This is a genomic window from Pseudomonas sp. WS 5059, from assembly GCF_012985525.1.
GTDB lineage: Bacteria > Pseudomonadota > Gammaproteobacteria > Pseudomonadales > Pseudomonadaceae > Aquipseudomonas.
Window position 1 is genome coordinate 930479 of record NZ_JAAQWO010000001.1, and the last position, 18822, is coordinate 949300.

At 63.7% G+C, this 18822-nt stretch carries 16 protein-coding genes; 15 read left to right on the forward strand and 1 reads right to left on the reverse strand.

Annotated elements, in window-relative coordinates:
* Window positions 1–12 precede the first annotated feature (12 nt).
* Window positions 13–3513, reverse strand: a complete 3501-nt coding sequence (locus HBO12_RS03915; RefSeq protein WP_170041501.1) for a response regulator — start codon at window positions 3511–3513, stop codon at window positions 13–15.
* Between the two features lie 207 nt (window positions 3514–3720).
* Here HBO12_RS03915 and HBO12_RS03920 point away from each other — a divergent pair, with 207 nt between their 5' ends.
* From HBO12_RS03920 to HBO12_RS03990, 15 genes are all read left to right on the forward strand, one after another.
* Window positions 3721–4077 carry a response regulator gene (locus HBO12_RS03920; protein WP_170041502.1) on the forward strand — a complete coding sequence of 119 codons (357 nt, stop codon included), beginning with the start codon at window positions 3721–3723 and terminating at the stop codon, window positions 4075–4077.
* 225 nt (window positions 4078–4302) lie between these two features.
* Complete coding sequence (locus tag HBO12_RS03925; protein WP_170041503.1) at window positions 4303–5064, forward strand: hypothetical protein; 762 nt, start codon at window positions 4303–4305, stop codon at window positions 5062–5064.
* A 9-nt stretch (window positions 5065–5073) separates the two neighbouring features.
* On the forward strand, window positions 5074–6531 hold the full coding sequence (locus HBO12_RS03930; RefSeq protein ID WP_170041504.1) for a DUF1254 domain-containing protein: 1458 nt from the start codon (window positions 5074–5076) through the stop codon (window positions 6529–6531).
* A 25-nt stretch (window positions 6532–6556) separates the two neighbouring features.
* Window positions 6557–7957 (forward strand): DUF1254 domain-containing protein, encoded by a 1401-nt coding sequence (locus HBO12_RS03935; protein WP_169952511.1) that lies wholly within the window; start codon window positions 6557–6559, stop codon window positions 7955–7957.
* Between the two features lie 45 nt (window positions 7958–8002).
* Window positions 8003–8908, forward strand: coding sequence for a transporter (locus HBO12_RS03940; RefSeq protein WP_170041505.1), 906 nt, complete (start codon window positions 8003–8005; stop codon window positions 8906–8908).
* A 20-nt stretch (window positions 8909–8928) separates the two neighbouring features.
* The gene (locus HBO12_RS03945; RefSeq protein ID WP_170041506.1) at window positions 8929–9660 is read left to right on the forward strand and encodes a DUF2092 domain-containing protein; all 732 of its coding nucleotides are present in this window, start codon (window positions 8929–8931) and stop codon (window positions 9658–9660) included.
* Window positions 9657–10196, forward strand: coding sequence for a hypothetical protein (locus tag HBO12_RS28210; RefSeq protein ID WP_178123670.1), 540 nt, complete (start codon window positions 9657–9659; stop codon window positions 10194–10196). Before HBO12_RS03945 ends, HBO12_RS28210 begins: the two co-directional genes overlap by 4 nt.
* A 24-nt stretch (window positions 10197–10220) precedes the next feature.
* Window positions 10221–11195, forward strand: coding sequence for an AAA family ATPase (locus tag HBO12_RS03955; protein ID WP_169952518.1), 975 nt, complete (start codon window positions 10221–10223; stop codon window positions 11193–11195).
* Window positions 11192–12115 (forward strand): DUF58 domain-containing protein, encoded by a 924-nt coding sequence (locus tag HBO12_RS03960; protein WP_170041507.1) that lies wholly within the window; start codon window positions 11192–11194, stop codon window positions 12113–12115. Before HBO12_RS03955 ends, HBO12_RS03960 begins: the two co-directional genes overlap by 4 nt.
* Window positions 12112–12582, forward strand: a complete 471-nt coding sequence (locus HBO12_RS03965; RefSeq protein ID WP_169952520.1) for a DUF4381 domain-containing protein — start codon at window positions 12112–12114, stop codon at window positions 12580–12582. Before HBO12_RS03960 ends, HBO12_RS03965 begins: the two co-directional genes overlap by 4 nt.
* A complete protein-coding gene (locus HBO12_RS03970; RefSeq protein ID WP_169952521.1) occupies window positions 12569–13570 on the forward strand; it encodes a vWA domain-containing protein in 1002 nt (333 codons plus the stop codon). Before HBO12_RS03965 ends, HBO12_RS03970 begins: the two co-directional genes overlap by 14 nt.
* Window positions 13551–15062 (forward strand): VWA domain-containing protein, encoded by a 1512-nt coding sequence (locus HBO12_RS03975; protein ID WP_169952522.1) that lies wholly within the window; start codon window positions 13551–13553, stop codon window positions 15060–15062. The genes HBO12_RS03970 and HBO12_RS03975 overlap by 20 nt, the downstream gene beginning before the upstream one ends.
* A complete protein-coding gene (locus HBO12_RS03980; protein ID WP_170041508.1) occupies window positions 15055–16110 on the forward strand; it encodes a BatD family protein in 1056 nt (351 codons plus the stop codon). The genes HBO12_RS03975 and HBO12_RS03980 overlap by 8 nt, the downstream gene beginning before the upstream one ends.
* Complete coding sequence (locus tag HBO12_RS03985) at window positions 16107–17108, forward strand: HAD family hydrolase (protein WP_169952524.1); 1002 nt, start codon at window positions 16107–16109, stop codon at window positions 17106–17108. Before HBO12_RS03980 ends, HBO12_RS03985 begins: the two co-directional genes overlap by 4 nt.
* A 75-nt stretch (window positions 17109–17183) precedes the next feature.
* On the forward strand, window positions 17184–18770 hold the full coding sequence (locus HBO12_RS03990; RefSeq protein WP_169952525.1) for an arylsulfatase: 1587 nt from the start codon (window positions 17184–17186) through the stop codon (window positions 18768–18770).
* Window positions 18771–18822: the final 52 nt, after the last annotated feature.

Genomic DNA, 18822 nt, shown 5'->3' on the forward strand with positions numbered 1-18822 from the left:
GTGTATTTCCACTTAAATGCGTTCCATCTTGGGCAACCACACCCGGATCAGCGAAAACAGCCGGTCCAGGTCAATCGGCTTGGCCAGGTAGTCGTTGGAGCCCGCCGCGAGGCAGCGCTCCTGATCGTCCTTCATGGCCTTGGCCGTCACCGCGATGATCGGCAGCTTGCGCCAGCGCGGGTCCTGGCGGATCAAGGCGGTGGCCTCGTAGCCATCCATCTCCGGCATCATCACGTCCATCAATACCAGGTCGATGTCCTCGACCTCATTGAGCCTCTCGATCGCCTCACGGCCGTTGCGGCCAATGACCACAATCGCGCCCTTGTGCTCCAGGGCGCTGGTGAGGGCGAAGATATTGCGCACATCGTCGTCCACCAGCAGCACCTTGCGCCCCTCGAAGACCTTGTCGCGGCTGCGGGCGGTCTTGAGCATCTTCTGTCGTTCCTGGGACAGCTGGGATTCGACTTTGTGCAGAAAGAGTGTCACTTCATCCAGCAACCGTTCCGGCGAACGGGCGCCCTTGATGATGATCGAGCGTGAATACTTGCGCAGTTCTGCCTCTTCGTCGCGGGTCAGGTTGCGCCCGGTGTAGACAATCACCGGCGGGAACGAGCAGATATCCTCGGTGGCCATGCGCTTGAGCAACTCGTTGCCGAGCATGTCCGGCAGCTTGAGGTCGATGATCATGCAGTCGTACACCGTGCTGCGCAGCAGGTCCAAGGCCTCCTGGGCGAAGCCAACGGCGGTGATTTCGATGTCGTCATCACCGATCAGGCGCGCGATGCTGTCGCGCTGCAAATCATCGTCTTCCACCAGCAGGATGCGCTTGACCTTCTGCGTCAGCTTGGCCTCCAGGCGCGCAAATACGTCCTTGAGCTCTTCGCGGGTGGTGGGCTTGACCGCATAGCCGATGGCGCCCATGTGCATGGCGGCTTCCACGCGATCCTCCACGGAAATCACATGCACCGGGATATGCCGGGTCTCGGCGTGTTCCTTGAGGCGTTGCAGCACGGTAAGCCCGGAGTGGTCGGGCAGGCGCATGTCCAAGAGGATCGCGTCGGGCAGGTACTGTTCGGCGAGGCTATAGCCCTCGTCCGCACCATGGGCCACCAGGCAGTGGTAACCCAGCTCATGGGCCAGGTCGAAGAGGATGCGCGCAAAGTTCGGCTCATCTTCCACCACCAGGATGCAACGGGTAACGAACGGTGCCTGCTCGCGGTCGTCGGCAAAGCGCGGGATCAACGCTTCATCCGCCACCGGCAACGGTGAAACCCGTACCGGCGCCACAGGGGCCGGGGCGGCCACCATGGCCCGCGGCTGCTCGATAAGCGGCGCGTCTTCGTCGCGCTCCACGTACTGCTCTGGCAGCACCAGGGTAAAAATGCTGCCCTGGCCCGGCTCGCTGGTGACGTTGATGTAGCCGCCGAGCAAGGTCGCCAGGTCGCGGGAAATCGACAGCCCCAGGCCGGTGCCGCCATAGCGGCGGTTGGTGGTGCCGTCGGCCTGGCGGAAGGCTTCGAAGATGCTTTGCTGCTGGTCGGGCGCGATGCCAATGCCGGAATCGCGCACGGTAAAGGCAATGCCCTCCCCCGGCTGGCGGGAAATGGTCAGGCTGACCTGGCCCTTCTCGGTGAACTTGACCGCGTTGGACAGCAGGTTCTTGAGGATCTGTTCCAGGCGCTGGCGGTCGGTGAACAGCATCAGCGGCGCGCCGGCCTGCACTTCCACCTGGAAACCCAGCTTGCGGTCGCGGGCCAAAGGCTCGAACATCCCGCGCAGGCCCTCGACCAGGCGTGCCACGCTGGTGTTCTCGGGACGCATATCGAGCTTGCCGGCCTCGACCTTGGCAATGTCCAGGATGTCATTGATCAGGTTAAGCAGGTCGTTGCCCGCCGAGTAAATCGACTCGGCAAACTTGACCTGTTCGGCACTGAGGTTTTCCTCGGAGTTTTCCGCCAGCAGCTTGGCCAGGATCAGCGAACTGTTGAGCGGCGTGCGCAGCTCATGGGACATGTTGGCGAGGAACTCGGACTTGTACTTGCTGGAGCGCTGCAACTCGTCGGCGCGGTCCTCCAGCTCGACCTGCACGCGATTGAGCTCGACGTTCTTGCGGTCCATGGCGTCGCGCTGGTCGGCAAGGATCTGGGTCTGCTCGGCCAATTGCTCGTTGGTCTGCTCCAGCTCCGCCTGCTGGGTTTCCAGGTGCGCCTGGGATTCCTTGAGAATGCGCGACTGCTCTTCGAGTTCCTCGTTGGCGGTCTTGAGCTCTTCTTGCTGCACTTGCAACTCTTCGTTGAGCTGCTGGGTCTCGGCCAGCACTTCCTGCAAGCGCTGGCGATAGCGCGCCGCCTCGATGGAGGTGCCGATATTGCCCGCGATCAGCTCCAGCAGCTCCACATCGCGGTCGTCCAGGGGGCGCAAGAAGCCCAGTTCGATCACCCCATTGACCCGGTCATCATCGCTGGTCGGCACCACCAGCACGCTACGCGGCGCGCCATCACCCAGGCCCGAGCTGACCTTGAAGTAATCCACCGGCACATCGTCCAGGCGAATCAAACGGTGCTGCTGTGCCGCCTGGCCGACGATCCCCTCATCGCGGTGGATCGCCTGCTCCTGCTGCTCCTGCTCCCGGGAAAAGCCATACGCGGCCACGCGCTTGAGGCCGCCGTGTTCTTCGCGCACATACAGCGCAGCCACCACCGAGCCCATGTACTGGGCACAGAATTGCAAAATATTGCGCCCCAGCAGGTTCAGGGTCAGTTGGCCAAGCACCTGTTCGGCCAGCTCGGTCTGCCCGTTGCGCAGCCAGGCCTGCTGTTCCAGGCGCTTGGCGATCTTCATCTGCGAGGCCAAGTTGGCGCTGTAACTGTCGGAAAGCACCAGCAGATTCTTTCTGCCGACGTAGGCCAGGAAACCACTCAGGCCCAGCACAAACAGCAGGTAGAAGGTCACGCTCAGGACTGTGGTGCGAGTCACGTCCTCATTGCGGTCGATGCGAAACTGCTGCTCCATGGCAACCGCGGCGTCGTATTCCTTGCGAATTTCGTCGGTCAGGCGCTTACCCCTCCCGGCTTTCACCGCGCCACGGTAATCACCGTTCTGCCGTTGCAGGTCAATCATCGTCTGGGCGTAGTTGTTCCACTCCAGTTGCAGCGATTCCAGGCGCTTGAGTCGGTCCACTTGCTGGGGGTTATCCGCCACCAGCGCCTGCAAATTGCGCAGGTCGGAAATGATCCGTGGCTTGGCCACTTCGTAGGGGTCGAGAAAATGCTCATCCCCGGTAATCAGGAAACCGCGCATGCCGGTTTCCTGGTCGACGGTCAGTTTCGCGGTTTCATTGAGGTTATTGATCACCCGATCGGTGTGCTCCACCCACTGGATCACCGATAGCAGGTAGGTGATCAGGCACACGAAAAACACCGCGCTGAGCACACCCACGCCCAATGGCAAGGCCACGTTACGGCTCAGGAGTTTGCGGAAACTGTTTTCATCGACGGACGATGCGGGAGTCATGGGCGTGCCTTGGCCAAGAGCGGAAAAACCGGGAGTTTGCCCCAAAATCGTCGGTAAGGGCTACGTTTATGACGTATTTCAACGACACACTCAGGACATTGCGCCGGATTATCGGCACAATACCCACCCCGCTTGGGGAACTTGCCGGGATCGACGCAACTCACTAGAGGATGGTCTCGTTAACACCATCATCTGGGAACCCTCATTATGTACGCTGCCTCCACCATCCTTGTCGTCGAAGACGATGCCATCGTGCGCATGTTGATCGTCGATGTGCTCGAAGAACTGGAGTTCAAGGTGCTCGAGGCTGAACACGCCGAAGCCGCCCTGGTATTCATAGAAGACAACACCCGTGTGATCGACCTGATGATGACCGACTGGGGCCTGCCGGGCATGAATGGCAAGGAGCTGGCGCAGCGAACACGCACATTGCGCCCAAGCCTGCCCATCCTGCTTGCCAGTGGCTATGCCGAAAACATTGAGCTGCCCGCAGGTGTGCAGATGATTGCCAAGCCATTCTCCATCGATCAACTGCGCGATAAAGTCAAAAGCATGCTGGGTTGACTCACCCCCCCCTGTATCCCCGCAAACAAACCGTGATTGCCCCCACACAAAGTCATTAATTCGTTCGAGTGACTAGCGAGTCTGAATTTAACTGCTAGCTTCAAACGACATGTCCTACCAGGTTTTCGAATAAGGACTACCGGCAGCCCTACGAAAGCGCTATCGGGTCAGTGACCAAGGAACTGGGGAATCATCATGTTCACAGCACCGCGACTTCCAGCATGTATGTTGGCCGCTTTACTGTTGCCCGCGTGTTCTGCCCAGGCCGATAACGCCGAAACCGCCAACAAGAGCAACAACCCGCTCAACATGGCACCCGGCGCCAACTTGCAGGACTACTACACCCCCAGGCTGTACGACACCAATGCCCATACCAATGACGTGTTGCTGCGCGGCACCCTGCCCATTGCCCCCTCGGACTTTATCGGCGTGCCCCAACTGCTGCGCGCCACCCTGCCCCTGAGCACTCGCCCCGATCCCCATAGCGGCTACAGCACCGGCATCGGTGACCTGAACCTGTTCGATATCTTCCTGCTCAAGACCGAAGGTGTGCAGTTGGGCATCGGCCCGCAGCTCACCGCGCCGACTGCCGAGCACGATGAACTGGGCACCGGCAAATGGCAGGCCGGCCTGGCAGCCGTGGCCATCGACGCCTCGCCCCGTGGCCTGCTGGGCGCGCTGGTGCAGTACCAGAGCTCGTTCGCCGGCGACCGCGACCGGGCCCACGTGGAAAGCGCGACCTTCCAGCCCTTCATCATCCATAACCTGCCCAAGGGCTGGTACCTGCGCTCCACGGGCACCTGGACCTTCGACCTGAAGAACGACACCCACTACATCCCCATCGGCTTTGGTGCGGGCAAGGCCTGGAAAGCCGGCGGCAATATTCTCAACGCCTACGTCGAGCCGCAGTGGACGGTGGCGCGCAAGGGCGATGGCCTGCCGCAGTTCACCCTGTTCGCCGGGATCAACGTGACTTTCGGGAAATAAGGACGATTTATGCAGGCCCTGATGCGCAATGCCGGCTTCACCCTCCTGGCTCTGTCCGCCAGTTGTGGCGTGGGCGTGCATGCCCAGACCCTCGACACCCGCATCGGCCCGATCACCATGGAGGGCGAATTGCCCGCCCACAGTGAAATCGCCAAGCTGTACGGCGAGCTGGATTTCCAACAGGCCACCCAGAGTTTTCTCTGGGCTCTGCCGCTGGTGTCCTACGCCCAATGGCAGGACGAATTCAGTACCAAGCTCGGCGCGCGCAGTGGCGACCTGATGGTGCTCACCACCTACGAAGACAAGCTCGGGGTGATCACGGCCAATGCCACCACCCCGTATATCCTGGGGTTTGTCGACCTCAACGAGACCGGCCCGCTGGTGATCGAGTTGCCACCGGGGCCTACCGCCGGCGGCATTGGCGACTTCTGGCAGCGCGCAATCATCGATATGGGCCAGACCGGCCCGGACCAAGGCAAGGGCGGCAAGTACCTGGTGCTGCCACCGGGCCACGAACCGCCCGCCGATGCGGGCAAGTATTACCTGGCCAAGTCGCAAACGATGAACGTGCTGGTGGGCTTTCGCGTGCTCGACCCCGACCCGGCCAAGGGCAAGGCCCTGGTCGAGCAATTTCGCATGTACCCCTACGCCCAGCGCGCCAACCCTGGCAAAACGCGCTTGCTGTCACCCGCTGGCAAGCCGTGGTCCGGCACCCAGCCGCGCGGCATGGCGTACTGGGAGCGCCTGCACGGGATCATCCAGAAGGAGCCAGTCAACGAGCGCGACCGTTTCTACATGGCCATGCTCGCCAGCCTGGGCATTGAGAAAGACCGGCCGTTCAACCCCAACGAGCACCAGCGCCAGGCCCTGGAGCAAGGTGCGCAGATGGGCGAGTTGATCGCCAAGGCCAACGCCTTCGCCAAGCGCTTCCCCCAGGCCCAGTACTGGCCGGACCGCCAGTGGGATACGGTGCTGAACATCGCCGACCCCTCCCAGCGCGTGACCTTCTACGACCAATTATGGGAGCGCAGCGCCTGGTTCTATGAAGCGGTGACCAACACCAAGGGCATGGTCTCCAAGACTCCGGGCCTGGGCCAGACCTATCTCGGCGCCTACACCGACCAGAAGGGCCAATGGCTCGATGGCGCCAAGCACTACAAACTGCACGTGGGCGCCAACCCACCGGCCAAGCAGTTCTGGTCGATGACGGTGTACGACATCGACAGCCGCTGCCTGATCGACAACCCGCAACGCAAGGCCGACCTGTCTTCTCGCCAGGACCTGAAGAAAAATCCCGACGGTTCGGTGGATTTGTACTTTGGCCCCACCGCGCCAAAAGACTTCGAGAACAACTGGGTGCAAACTCTGCCGGGCAAACACTGGTTCAGCTACTTCCGCTTGTATGCCCCTACCGAGGCCTACTTCGACAAGCGCTGGAAGCTCGACGACATCACCCCTGTTCCCTGACGGTTTGAAGGAAGGACGCACCAACATGATTGGAAAACCGACGCGCCTGCTGCTGGCGAGCCTCTCGATACTGCTGAGTACCGGCGCCTGGGCGGACTTTACCGCCTCCCCCGGCGAAGCCCGGGCCATTGCCAAGGAAGCGTACCTGTATGGCTTCCCGGTAGTGGAAATGTACAAGACCCTCTACACCCAGGCGGTGGACAAGGGCGGCGCCAACTTCAAGGCGCCGTTCAACCACATCGGCAACACCGCCAAGGTTTTCACCCCCAAGGACACGGCCTTCGTCACCCCCAATTCGGACACCCCCTACTCCTTTGTCTGGCTGGACCTGCGCCGCGAGCCGATGGTGCTGACCCTGCCGAAAATCGAGGACAACCGCTATTACTCCGTGCAGTTGATCGACCTCTATACGCAGAACTTCGCCTACCTGGGCACCCGCAGCACCGGCAACAATGGCGGGCACTACATGGTCGCCGGGCCCGACTGGAAGGGCCAGCAACCGGTGGATGTGGACCGTGTGGTCTACAGCGAAAGCAATATCGCCTACGCCCTGTATCGCACCCAGTTGTTCGATGACAAGGACCTGGCCAAGGTCAAGCAGATCCAGGCCGGCTACAAGGTCCAGCCCCTGAGCGGCTACGTCAAACAGGCAGCGCCGGCCAAGGTGGCGAAGATCGAGTGGCCCAAGCCGGTCGCCGAGATGAGCGACAGCCCGCAATTGTTCCGCTACCTGAACTTCATGCTGGCCTTCGCCGCGCCCCAGGACAGTGAAAAAGAGCTGCTGGCGCGTTTTGCCAAGATCGGGATCGCCCCTGGCGCGCCGTTCAAGGTTGCCCAGTTGAGCGCCGAACAACGCAAGGCCCTGGAAGACGGGATCGCCGATGGCAAGGCCGAGTTCGCCACCTTCAAGAAAGACAAGGTCGACACCCATCAAGTGGCCAGCGGTGACCTGTTCGGCAGCCGCGACCACCTGCAAAACAATTACCTGTACCGCTACGCCGGTGCCGACATGGGGATTTTCGGCAACTCCACCGATGAGGCCGCCTACATGGGCTACTTCGTCGACAGCGAGGGCAAGCCGGCCAACGGCGCCAAGCACAGCTACACCCTGCACTTTGCCAAGGGTCAACTGCCGCCCGCCGACGCGTTCTGGTCACTGACCATGTACAACGGCAAAAACAAGCTGTTGGTGGCAAACCACAAGAAACGCTACCTGATCAACTCGCGGATGTTGCCCCAGCTCAAGCTCGATGCCGATGGCGGCCTGACGCTCAAGGTCCAGCATCACGAACCGCCCAAAGCCGAACAAAGCAACTGGCTGCCAGCACCACCCGGTCCGTTCTACGCCGTACTGCGCATTTACCTGCCCAAGCCTGAGGTGGGTAACGGCCAGTGGAAACTACCGGCGCTGACCCCGGTGAAATAACCGCCCCGACACCCCTGACATCAGGCCCAGACAAGGAGTAGCGCCATGGTTTCACACAGTCGACTGAGTGCATTCGCCGCCGCCACGCTGGCGCTGGTGCCAGGGATAAGTGTTGCGGACAACGCCAGGGATTGGCAGAACACCCCTACCGACCTGAATATGCTGTTCGGCTACTACAACCGGGTGGACACCAACACCCCCATCGACACCACGCTGCCCATCGATGGCCTGTCGCTCAACGCCGATGTGTATCTGTTGCGCTACGCGCGCTCGTTTGGCATCGACGGGCGTAACAGTGCCATCCAGTTTATCCAGCCCTATGCCGATGTTTCGGCGTCCTTCGATAACGCGCGCTTCTTCGATGGCACCAAGCACAACGGCGGCATGGGCGATGCCCAGGTGGTGTTCGCCCATAACATCTTCGGCGGCCCGGCCCTCACGGCGGCGGAGTTCGCCAGCTGGAAACCCGAGACCTTCCTGACCGGTGCCCTGTGGGTCACCGTGCCCACCGGTGACTATGACAAGGACCGCGTGATCAACATCGGCGCCAACCGCTGGGTGGTCAAGCCAGAACTGGGCTTCGGCACGCCGTTGGGCCCCACTTGGCTTGAGATCAATACCTGGGTCTCGCTGTTTGGCGACAACGACGAGTACCACGGCGACAGCAAGCTGGAGCAAAAGCCGCTGTACGCCATCGAGGGTCACTACAGCTACACCATCAATCGCGCGCTCTGGGCCTCGCTGGATGCCACCTACAGCCGGGGTGGTGAAAGCAAGATCGACGGCATCTGGCAGGACAACAAGCAGGAAAACGGCCTGTTGGGGGCAAGCCTGGGCTTTATGCTCACGCCGCAATTCGGCGGGTTGCTGGCCTATTCCGACACCATTGCCGAGCGACGCGGCTCGCCCGACGTGAACACCTGGACCTTGCGCATGCAGTACGTCTGGTAATCGCATTCGTGAGGTACGCCATGTCGCGCTTTCATCGTATGTTGCTGGGCCTGCTGCTCGTCAGCGGCGGTGCGGTGGCCGGCGAACTGGAGCCCAAGGCCCTGGCCGCCCTGGAGCAGATGGGCAGCTATCTGCGCAGCGTGCAGCAGCTACGGCTCGATACCGACAGCCGCACCGACCAGGTCCTGGAGGACGGCCAGGTCATCGAGTTCAATCACCAGACTCACCTGCAGGCCAGGCAGCCCGACAAGCTGCGGGTGCAGGTGGAACGCAATGGCGAGCGCCGCAGCCTGTTCTATAACGGCCAGCGCTTCACCCTCTACGACAGCCGCAGCGGCTACTTCACCGAGCAGGCCGCTCCCACGGATATCGCCAGCCTGCTCGCCCAATTGAGTGAACGGTACGGCATCGAACTGCCCCTGGCCGACCTGTTCCGTTGGGACGCCACTACCGCCAAGGCCGCCGGGCTGAGCGACGCACTATGGATCGACAGCCAGCCCCTCAATGGCCAGGTATGCGATCACTACGCCTACCGCCAACCGGACATCGACTGGCAACTGTGGGTGCGCCAGGGCCCGCAGCCGCTGCCGTGCCGCCTGGTGATCAGCCGCCGCGACAGCGCCGGGCAGCCGCGCCACAGCGTCGATTATCGCTGGCAGCTGGACGCCCCGAGCAACGACCGCGACTTTGAATTCACCCCGCCAGCCGGTGCCCGGGCAATCCCCCTGGCCCCCGCAGGAGCACAACCATGAAGCCCGTGGCGGGGGTGCTCACTGCCAGTTTGCTGCTGACCCTGTTCGACCCGCTGACCGCCCACGCCTGGCAGATGCGCGGCGGCGGTGGCGCACGGACCTTCGTCGTGCCCCATGGCGGTGGCGGTTTCCATCCACCGCCGCCGCACCCGATGCCGGCGCCCCGGCCCATGCCGCCTCATCCCGAGCCACACCCGCAGCCGGGGCCGCATCCGTATCCAGGGCCGCCGCCCGGCCCGCATCCGCCGCCGTATCCAGGGCCGGGACCAGGGCCTGGGCCGCATCCTTACCCGATGCCGCCACCACCGCCACCACCGCCGCCGGATGATTGGTATCACCCCTGGGCCACGGCCGCCGTGATCGGCGCCACCACCGCGACGATCCTGGCCATCGGCACGCGGGTCAACACGGTGCCGGTCGATTGCATGTCGGTCATCGCCAATGGCGTGGCCTACCAGCATTGCGGGCCGACCTGGTACCAACCGCAGTACGTCGGCAGTTCCGTGCAGTACATCGTGGTCGCCGCACCCTGGTGATCCAATGCTTCAAGGATGATTGTGATGACAGCGCTCAACGATCTTAACGCCCTGCAAGCCAGCATCGCCGAAAGCGTGCTGGGCCAGGACCAGGTTATCCGGCAGATCCTCCTGGGCCTGCTGGCCAACGGTCACCTGCTGCTGGAAAGCCTGCCGGGGCTGGCCAAGACCCGCACGGTCAAGGCCCTGGCCAGGCACCTCGACGCGCAGATGAGCCGGATCCAGTTCACCCCCGACCTGCTGCCTTCGGACATCACCGGCGCCGAGGTGCTGCACCAGGTGGACGGGCAGAACCAGATCCGTTTCCAGCCCGGCCCCTTGTTCGGCAACCTGATCCTGGCTGATGAAATCAACCGCGCCCCGGCCAAGGTCCAGGCCGCCCTGCTCGAAGCCATGGAAGAGCGGCAAATCACCGTGGCCGGCGCCAGCCACGCGCTGCCCGAACTGTTTATCGTGGTCGCCACCCAGAACCCCATCGAACAGGAAGGCACCTACCCACTGCCGGAAGCGCAGATGGACCGCTTCTTGCTGAAAATCCTCCTCGACTACCCCAGCGCCGACGATGAGAGCCAGGTGCTGCGCTTGCTGCGGGCCGAAGAACAGGCAGGCGACGCCCCTGTCACTCAGGGCTTCAACCTGGCACAAGAGGTGATCTTCGCCGCCCGCCGGGAAGTCAGCGCCGTGCAGGTCGCGCCGGCCATCGACCGCTACCTGATCGACCTGATCAACGCCACCCGCCATCCCGGCGACTACGACCCGGACCTGGCACGCTGGATCAGCCTCGGCGCCAGCCCCCGTGGCGGCATCGGCCTGGACCGCTGCGCACGCGCCGATGCCTGGTTGCAGGGCCAGGCATTCGTCACCCCGGCCAACGTGCAAGCGGTGGTGCATCCAGTACTGCGCCATCGCCTGCAACTGAGCTACGACGCGGTGGCCGATGGGGTCAGTGCCGATCAGGTGCTCGACCGCCTGCTGGCCAAAGTGGCGATCCCGGCATGAACGCCGACGGTCAGGTCTACGTGTCCCTCGGGCAGTTGATGGCCCTGCAGTTCCAGGCACGAGGCTTGAGTTTTGTGGCACGCCAGCCCCAGGGCAGCATCCTGGCGGGCAACCATGCGTCACGCCTGCGCGGGCGCGGCCTGAACTTCGATGAACTGCGGCGCTACCAGCCCGGTGACGACCTGCGCCACCTCGACTGGCGCGCCTCGCTGCGCACCGGCAAGCCGGTGGTGCGCGCCTTTACCGAAGAGCGCGACCGCCCGGCCTTGATCGTGGTCGACCAGCGCATGTCGATGTTCTTTGGCTCGGTGCGCAGCTTCAAATCAGCCGTCGCCGCCGAACTGGCGGCCCTCGCCGCGTGGATGGTATTCAACGCAGGCGACCGGGTCGGCGGCGTGGTGTTCAACGATGAGCGCATCGACGCCGTGGCCCCGTTGCGCAGCCGCAAGCGGGTCGAGGCCCTGTGCAGCCGTATCGTGCAGCACAACCAGGCGCTCAATGCGCGCAATCCGGACCATGAGGGCGACGGGCAACTGGACAAGGTCTTGCAGCATTGCCTGGCGTTGGCCGGGCATGACCATTTGATCTGCATCGTCAGCGACTTTGCCGGCGCCGGGCCGCGCACCCTGCAACTGCTGCGCCAGCTGTCGGCCCATAACGATGTGCTCGCCTTGCAGGTCTACGATCCCCTGGCCCTCAACGTGCCCAAAAGTGGCCAACTGCGCGTGACCCAGGGCCAGTTGCAGGTGGAGTTGGCCGTGCAAAAACAGCAGGTGCGCCAACCCCTGGGGGATTTTCTCGGCGGCCGCCTCAAGGATGTCGCCAACCTGTTGCGGCGCAGCCAGGTGCCCGTGCTGATGTTCAGCAGCGCCCTGCCCGCCGCCGAGCAATTGCGAGACGAACTGGGCAGGCGCCGTTGAACGCCCAGGTGCCGAGCATCGAACAGCTGCAAGAGCTGGGCTTACCCGCGCCCGTCAGCTACTGGCCGCAGACCTGGGGTTGGTGGCTGCTGCTCGGCCTGCTGATCCTCGGCCTGCTGGTGTGGGCGGCCAGGGCCTGGCTTGCGTGGCGCCGCAATGCCTATCGCCGTGAGGCCCTGGCCCGCCTGGATGCGCTGGAGGATCTACGGGAACTGCCGGTGTTACTCAAGCGCGTGGCGCTGTCGATGCCCCTGGCCCCCGAAGAGCTGCAACGCGTGCCGACCTTGAGTGGCGCCGACTGGCAAGCCTTCCTGCAACGCCATGGCGCTGGGCAGGTGCCGGCAGACCTCAGCCGGCAACTGGCCGAACTGGCTTACGCGCCGCCCGAGGCGCTGGGCGCCGAACAGCGTGCACGCCTGCTGGCCCAGTGCCGAACCTGGGTGGAGGGGCATCATGTGGCAGCTTGATTACCCCTGGTTGTTGCTCCTGCTGCCAGCGCCCTGGCTGGCCTGGCGTTACCTGCCCGCCTACCACGAGGCGCGCAGCGCGGTGCGGGTGCCGTTTTTCGCCGGGATGAGCCGCGCGGTGGGGCAAGCCCCGGCAGCCAGCGGCAGCCGCAGCAATCGCGGGCAACTGCTGCTCAACCTGCTGGTCTGGGCCCTTCTGGTGCTGGCCGTGGCGCGCCCGGTCTGGGTAGAAAAACCTATCGAACGCCAACAGCCGGTGCGCGACCTGATGCTGGCCATCGATATTTCCCAGTCCATGCAGACCCAGGACTTCACCGACGCCAGCGGCCAGAAGATTGACCGCCTGGCCGCAGTCAAACAGGTGGTGCAGGGGTTTATCCAGCGGCGCAAGGATGACCGCCTGGGCCTGATCCTGTTTGGCAGCGGCGCCTACCCCCAGGCACCGCTGACCCTGGACCATGCCAGCCTGGCGCTGCTGCTCGATGACAGCGGCATCGGCATGGCCGGGCCCAACACGGCCATTGGCGATGCCATCGGCCTGAGCCTGAAGCTGCTGGACGCGGCCCACGAGCAGGAGAAAGTGCTGATCCTGCTCACCGACGGCAACGACACCAGCAGCGCAATCACCCCGGACCACGCCGCCAGCATGGCTGCGGCCAAAGGCGTGGTAATCCATACCATCGGCATTGGCGACCCCGGCGCGTCGGGCGAGGCCAAGGTCAACCTGGGCGCCTTGCAACAGATTGCCGACGCCACCGGCGGGCGCTATTTCCGTGCAGAAAACCGCGACACCCTGGACCAGATCTACAGCACCCTCGACCAGCTCACCCCCCATCAGGTCCAGACCCTCAGCCACCAACCCAAGCGCGATCTGTTCTGGCTGCCCCTGGGCGCAGCCTTGAGTGTGTTCGCCGTATACCACCTGATCGCTGCAGCATGGCCGTACCGCACCAGACGGGAGGTGCCGGATGGCGTTCAACCTCAGTGACTTGCACTTCCTGCGCCCCGCCTGGCTGCTACTGGCCTTGATCGGCGTGCTGCTGCCCCTGCTCTGGCGGCGTAACCGCGACCTGCAACGCCGCCTGCGCGGCAATATCGCCCCGCACCTGTTGCCGCATCTGTTGCTCACGCCCAGCGATACCCATCGCCTGCGCCCGGTGCACCTGGCCAGTGCGTTGCTGGTGCTCGGCGCCCTCGCCGCTGCCGGGCCGACCTGGGAGCAGGACCGACCGGCTTTCCTGGAGAATCGCGCACCGTTGATCATTGCCCTCGACCTGTCCCCGTCCATGGACAACATCGACGTGCCGCCCACCCGCCTGGAAGCGGCCAAACACAAGGTGCATGACCTGGTTGCGCGGCGCAAAGGCGCAAGAACCGCACTGATCGTCTACGCCGGCAGCGCGCACCTGGTGTTGCCGCCCACCGATGACCCGGCGCTGCTGGACAGCTTTATCCAGGCCCTCGCCAGCGAACTGATCACACGGCCGGGCAAGGACGTGGCTGCGGTCATCGAGCAAGCCAGGCGCCTGCTCGACGCAGAAAAATCCCCCGGCACCCTGCTGCTGCTCAGCGACGGGGCCGACGTCGCCCAACTGCCGCGGCTCAAGCCCCTGTTGGCCGACAGCCCGCTGCAAGTGTTGGTCCTGGCGGTGGGCAGCAACCCCGGCAGTTTCGACGCCCCGGCCTTGAAGCAACTGGCCGCCGCCACCGATGCGCCGCTGGGCAGCTTGACCCTCAATGACGACGACCTGGACTGGGTGGAGCTGCACGCGCAGCAGCACTTCCAGGCGGCCGATGAACAACAGCGCGCCCTGCAATGGAAAGACGAAGGCTACTGGCTGTGTTGGCCGCTGTTGCTGGTGGCACTGTTCGGCGTGCGCCGGGGCTGGAGCCTGAATTGGGCCGCCGTGGTGATGCTGGGCCTGTTCCTGCAACCCGCGCCGGCCCAGGCCAACGGGCTGGCCGATGCTTTTCTGACAGCCGATCAACAAGGGCGCTGGGCCTTCGAGCACCACCACTACCCCGCCGCCGCCCGCCTGTTTGTCGACCCCTACTGGAAAGGCATCGCGGCCTATAACGCCGCCGACTACGATCTGGCCCAGGCCACCTTCGCCCAACTCGACAGCGCGCAGGCGGCGTTCTACCTGGGCAATATCCATGTGCGCCGCTTCAAGTTCGACCAGGCCATCAGCGCCTACCAGCAAGCCTTGCAGCGCCAGCCACAGTTCCCCGAGGCCAGTGCCAACCTGGCATTGGCCATGGCCCTGAAAAAAGACACCGAAAGCGCCGCCGACAACGCCCCCGAGGTCAAGCCCGACGCGATCAAGTTCGACAAGACGCCCGGCAAGGGCCAAACCAAGGCGGTGCAGACCGAACAAGCCAGCAGTGACGCCCTGTGGTTGCAGAACCTGACCACCTCGCCGGCCAACTTCCTGCGGCGCAAATTCAGCCTGCAAGACCAGGGCGGCGCCCATGAATAAGCCTGCCCTGCTCGGCCTGCTGTTCTGCACACAGCTCATGGCCGGCGAGCCGCAACTCAAGGTGCACGTGCAACTGCTGCCCGGCCCGGCAGTGATGGTGGGCGAGCAAGCGCAGTTGCAGGTGGACGTGCTGACCGACACCTGGTTCACCACTGCCGCCAGCCTGCCCGCCCTGCAATTGCCGGGCGCCCGGGTCGAGGCACCGGGGGGCGAGGCCGAGCACCTGACCCAGGTGATCGACGGCCAGAACTTCTATGGCATGCGCTATCGCTACCGCATCACTCCCAACGTGGCACAGCAGTTCAACGTGCCGTCCCTGGCCGTCAGCGCCCAACCCGGTCAGGCCAGCGCCCCTCTGACTGCGCACAGCGCGCCACTGGCGTTCAAGGCCACGCTGCCACCCGGATTCAACCCCGGCGAGAACCTGCTGGTGGCCGAAGGGGTGCGCCTGAGCCAACACCTCAGCACCTCGGCCACACCGCTGAAGGTGGGCGACAGCCTGACCCGCACCCTCACCCTGCAAGCCGACAACACCCCGGCGCTGTCCTTGCCGGCGCCGCCTCAAGCCTCGATCGAAGGCCTGCGCGCTTACCCGCAGGCGCCGTTGATCAGCAACCTGGACGACGGGCGCGGTACTGTCAGCGGCGGCCAACGCGTGGACCGTTGGGTATACCGGGTCGAACAGGGCGGCCATTACCAGTTACCGGCCATCAGCGTGAAATGGTGGGACAGCCGCAACCATCGCCTGCAAGTGGCGCAGTTGCCCGCCATCAGCGTCGAAGCCCTGGCTGGCAGCGACTACCGCCCGACCTTTTCGATCGCCCAGGACCTCAAGGACTTGGGCCAACACACGCGCTGGCAACTGTCGCGCCACGGCCTGGCCTGGAGCGCGGCGCTGGTGCTGCTGCTATTGGCCGGCTACCTCGGCCACTCGCTCTGGCCACGGCTGCCAGCACTGTGGCGCCGCGCCTGGGCGACATTGCGCCGGGTCTGCCGTCGACTACGCTTGCTACCACTGAACCCCCGTCGCGAAAAGGATTTCCCATGACGTCTCTGCGCCGCTCCCTGCCCCTGCTGCTGTGCCTGAGCTTTCCCGCATGGGCCAGCGACCCGCTGCCATCATGGAATGAAGGACCGAGCAAACAGCACATCATCGAATTCGTCCAGGCCGTGACCGCCGAAGGTTCGACGGACTACGTCAAGCCCGCCGAGCGCATCGCCGTGTTCGACAACGACGGTACCCTGTGGACCGAGCAGCCGGCGTACTTCCAGGTGCTGTTCGCGTTCGATGAAATCAAGCGCCTGGCGCCCCAGCACCCGGACTGGAAAACCACCCAACCGTTCAAGGCCGTGCTGGAAAACGACCACCAGGCCCTGGCCCAGAGCGGCATGGACGGCCTGCTGAAAATCATCGGTGCGACCCATACCGGGATCAGCACCGAGACCTTTATCGCCAATGCCAAGGCCTGGCTGACCCAGGCCCGCCATCCGAAAACCGGCAAGCCCTACACCGAGATGATCTACCAGCCGATGCTGGAAATGCTCGACTACCTGCGCAGCCAGCAATTTAAGACATACATCGTGTCCGGCGGCGACACCGCCTTCATGCGCGCCTTTGCCGACGTGGTCTATGGCGTACCGCCGGAACAGGTGATCGGCAGCAGCTTCGTCACGCAGTTCCAGATCAACGACGGCAAGCCGCAGATCCTGCGTACCGCCAAGCTGGCCCATAACGACGATGGCCCGGGTAAGCCGGAAAGCATCGATGCGGTGATTGGCCGGCGACCGATCCTCGCCTTCGGCAACTCCGACGGCGACTTGCAGATGCTGCAATGGACGGCGGCAGGCGCGGGGAAACGTTTCATGGGGCTGGTGCACCACACCGACGCTGCGCGGGAGTGGGCGTATGACCGCAACTCTTCGGTGGGGCGCCTGGACAAGGCCCTGGACGAGGCCAATACAAAGGGTTGGACCGTGGTCGATATGGCCGCCGACTGGCGGCGTATCTACCCGTTCGAACCGGTTGTGCAAAAGCAGGTGCAATAAGCAAAGACGTCGCGATGGACTGTAGTAAACGTTGGTCGCAGCAGTGCGACTCAAGCCGATAAAGGAGCAGGTCTCATGACTCGCATATGCAAGTGGCTACCGAAACTGGCCCTGGTGGCGGTTTCAGTGATGGGGGTCGGGGCGACAGCCCTGGCCGCCGAAAAGCCGAATATCCTGGTGATATTCGGCGATGACATCGGGCAAACCAATATCAGCGCCTATTCCATGGGCGTCGTGGGCTACAAGACCCCGAACATCGACCGTATCGCCAAGGAAGGCATGATGTTCACCGACTATTACGCGGAGAACAGTTGCACCGCCGGGCGCTCGTCCTTTATTACCGGCCAGACGCCGTTGCGCACTGGCTTGTCCAAGGTCGGCATTCCCGGTGCACCGGTGGGCCTGCAAAAGCGCGATATCACCATCGCCCAGGCGCTCAAGTCCCAGGGCTACGCCACCGGGCAATTCGGCAAGAACCACTTGGGCGACCGCGATGAGTACCTGCCCACCAACCATGGTTTCGATGAGTTCTTCGGCAACCTGTACCACCTCAATGCCGAAGAAGAGCCGGAACGCCCTTACTGGCCCAAGGACGACGCGGCCTTCGTCAAGGCCAACACTCCACGTGGGGTGATTCACAGCTTTGCCGACGGCAAGATCGAAGACACCGGCGCCTTGACCACCAAGCGCATGGAAACCATCGACGACGAAACCACCGCCGCCGCCCAGGCGTTCATCAAGAAACAGGCCGAGGCCGACAAGCCGTTCTTTGTCTGGATGAACACCACGCGCATGCACGTGTTCACCCACGTGCGCGACTCGATGAAGGGCCAGAGCGGCATGCCCGGCAACGAGTACGCCGATGGCATGCTGGAGCACGACGGTGACGTCGGCAAACTCCTGCAGACCCTCGACGACCTGAAAATCGCCGACAACACCATCGTGGTCTACACCACCGATAACGGGCCCAACCAGTTCTCCTGGCCGGACGCGGCAACCACGCCGTTTCGCAACGAGAAGAACTCCAACTGGGAAGGCGCCTACCGGGTGCCGGCGATCATTCGCTGGCCGGGCAAGATCAAGGGCGGCGAAGTCTCCAACGAAATGCTCTCGGGCATGGACTGGTTCCCGACCCTGCTCGCGGCGGCCGGCGATACCGAGGTCAAGGACAAGCTGCTCAAAGGCTGGGCCCCGGTCGCGGGCGGCGCCAACTTCAAAGTGCACCTGGACGGCTTCAACCAACTGCCGTACCTGACCGGCCAGCAACCTAAAGGCGCACGCAACGAGTTCTACTACTTCAACGACGACGGGGTGCTGGTATCGATGCGCTTCGACAACTGGAAAGTGGTGTTCTGCGAACAACGCCAGCCTGGCGGTTTCCGGGTCTGGAGCGAGCCGTTCGTGTGCCTGCGGGTGCCGAAGATCCTCAACTTGCGCATGGACCCGTACGAGCGGGCGGACGTGGTGTCTGACCAGTATTACGACTGGAGCACCAAGAACGTGTACCTGGCGGGCGTCGCGGTGACCAAATCGGCGGCCTTCCTCGAAACCTTCATCGAGTACCCACCCAGCCAGAAACCGGCGAGCTTCAGCATCGACCAGATTCGCGCGGCGGTGGATGCGAAAATCGCCGAGAAAATGAAGGCAGCGCCGGCGCAGTAAAAGGTCGGAGCGGGCTTGTGTGGGAGCGGGCTTGCCCGCGATAGCGGTGGAT

Bases quoted from the DNA above. Each gene is read 5' to 3' on its own strand.
- HBO12_RS03990 (WP_169952525.1), top strand. From the start codon at position 17,184: ATGACTCGCATATGCAAGTGGCTACCGAAACTGGCCCTGGTGGCGGTT.
- HBO12_RS03985 (WP_169952524.1), top strand. From the start codon at position 16,107: ATGACGTCTCTGCGCCGCTCCCTGCCCCTGCTGCTGTGCCTGAGCTTT.
- HBO12_RS03930 (WP_170041504.1), top strand. From the start codon at position 5,074: ATGCAGGCCCTGATGCGCAATGCCGGCTTCACCCTCCTGGCTCTGTCC.
- HBO12_RS03940 (WP_170041505.1), top strand. From the start codon at position 8,003: ATGGTTTCACACAGTCGACTGAGTGCATTCGCCGCCGCCACGCTGGCG.
- HBO12_RS03915 (WP_170041501.1), bottom strand. From the start codon at position 3,513: ATGACTCCCGCATCGTCCGTCGATGAAAACAGTTTCCGCAAACTCCTG.
- HBO12_RS03925 (WP_170041503.1), top strand. From the start codon at position 4,303: ATGTTGGCCGCTTTACTGTTGCCCGCGTGTTCTGCCCAGGCCGATAAC.
- HBO12_RS03920 (WP_170041502.1), top strand. From the start codon at position 3,721: ATGTACGCTGCCTCCACCATCCTTGTCGTCGAAGACGATGCCATCGTG.
- HBO12_RS03935 (WP_169952511.1), top strand. From the start codon at position 6,557: ATGATTGGAAAACCGACGCGCCTGCTGCTGGCGAGCCTCTCGATACTG.
- HBO12_RS03980 (WP_170041508.1), top strand. From the start codon at position 15,055: ATGAATAAGCCTGCCCTGCTCGGCCTGCTGTTCTGCACACAGCTCATG.
- HBO12_RS03960 (WP_170041507.1), top strand. From the start codon at position 11,192: ATGAACGCCGACGGTCAGGTCTACGTGTCCCTCGGGCAGTTGATGGCC.
- HBO12_RS03955 (WP_169952518.1), top strand. From the start codon at position 10,221: ATGACAGCGCTCAACGATCTTAACGCCCTGCAAGCCAGCATCGCCGAA.
- HBO12_RS03945 (WP_170041506.1), top strand. From the start codon at position 8,929: ATGTCGCGCTTTCATCGTATGTTGCTGGGCCTGCTGCTCGTCAGCGGC.
- HBO12_RS28210 (WP_178123670.1), top strand. From the start codon at position 9,657: ATGAAGCCCGTGGCGGGGGTGCTCACTGCCAGTTTGCTGCTGACCCTG.
- HBO12_RS03970 (WP_169952521.1), top strand. From the start codon at position 12,569: ATGTGGCAGCTTGATTACCCCTGGTTGTTGCTCCTGCTGCCAGCGCCC.
- HBO12_RS03975 (WP_169952522.1), top strand. From the start codon at position 13,551: ATGGCGTTCAACCTCAGTGACTTGCACTTCCTGCGCCCCGCCTGGCTG.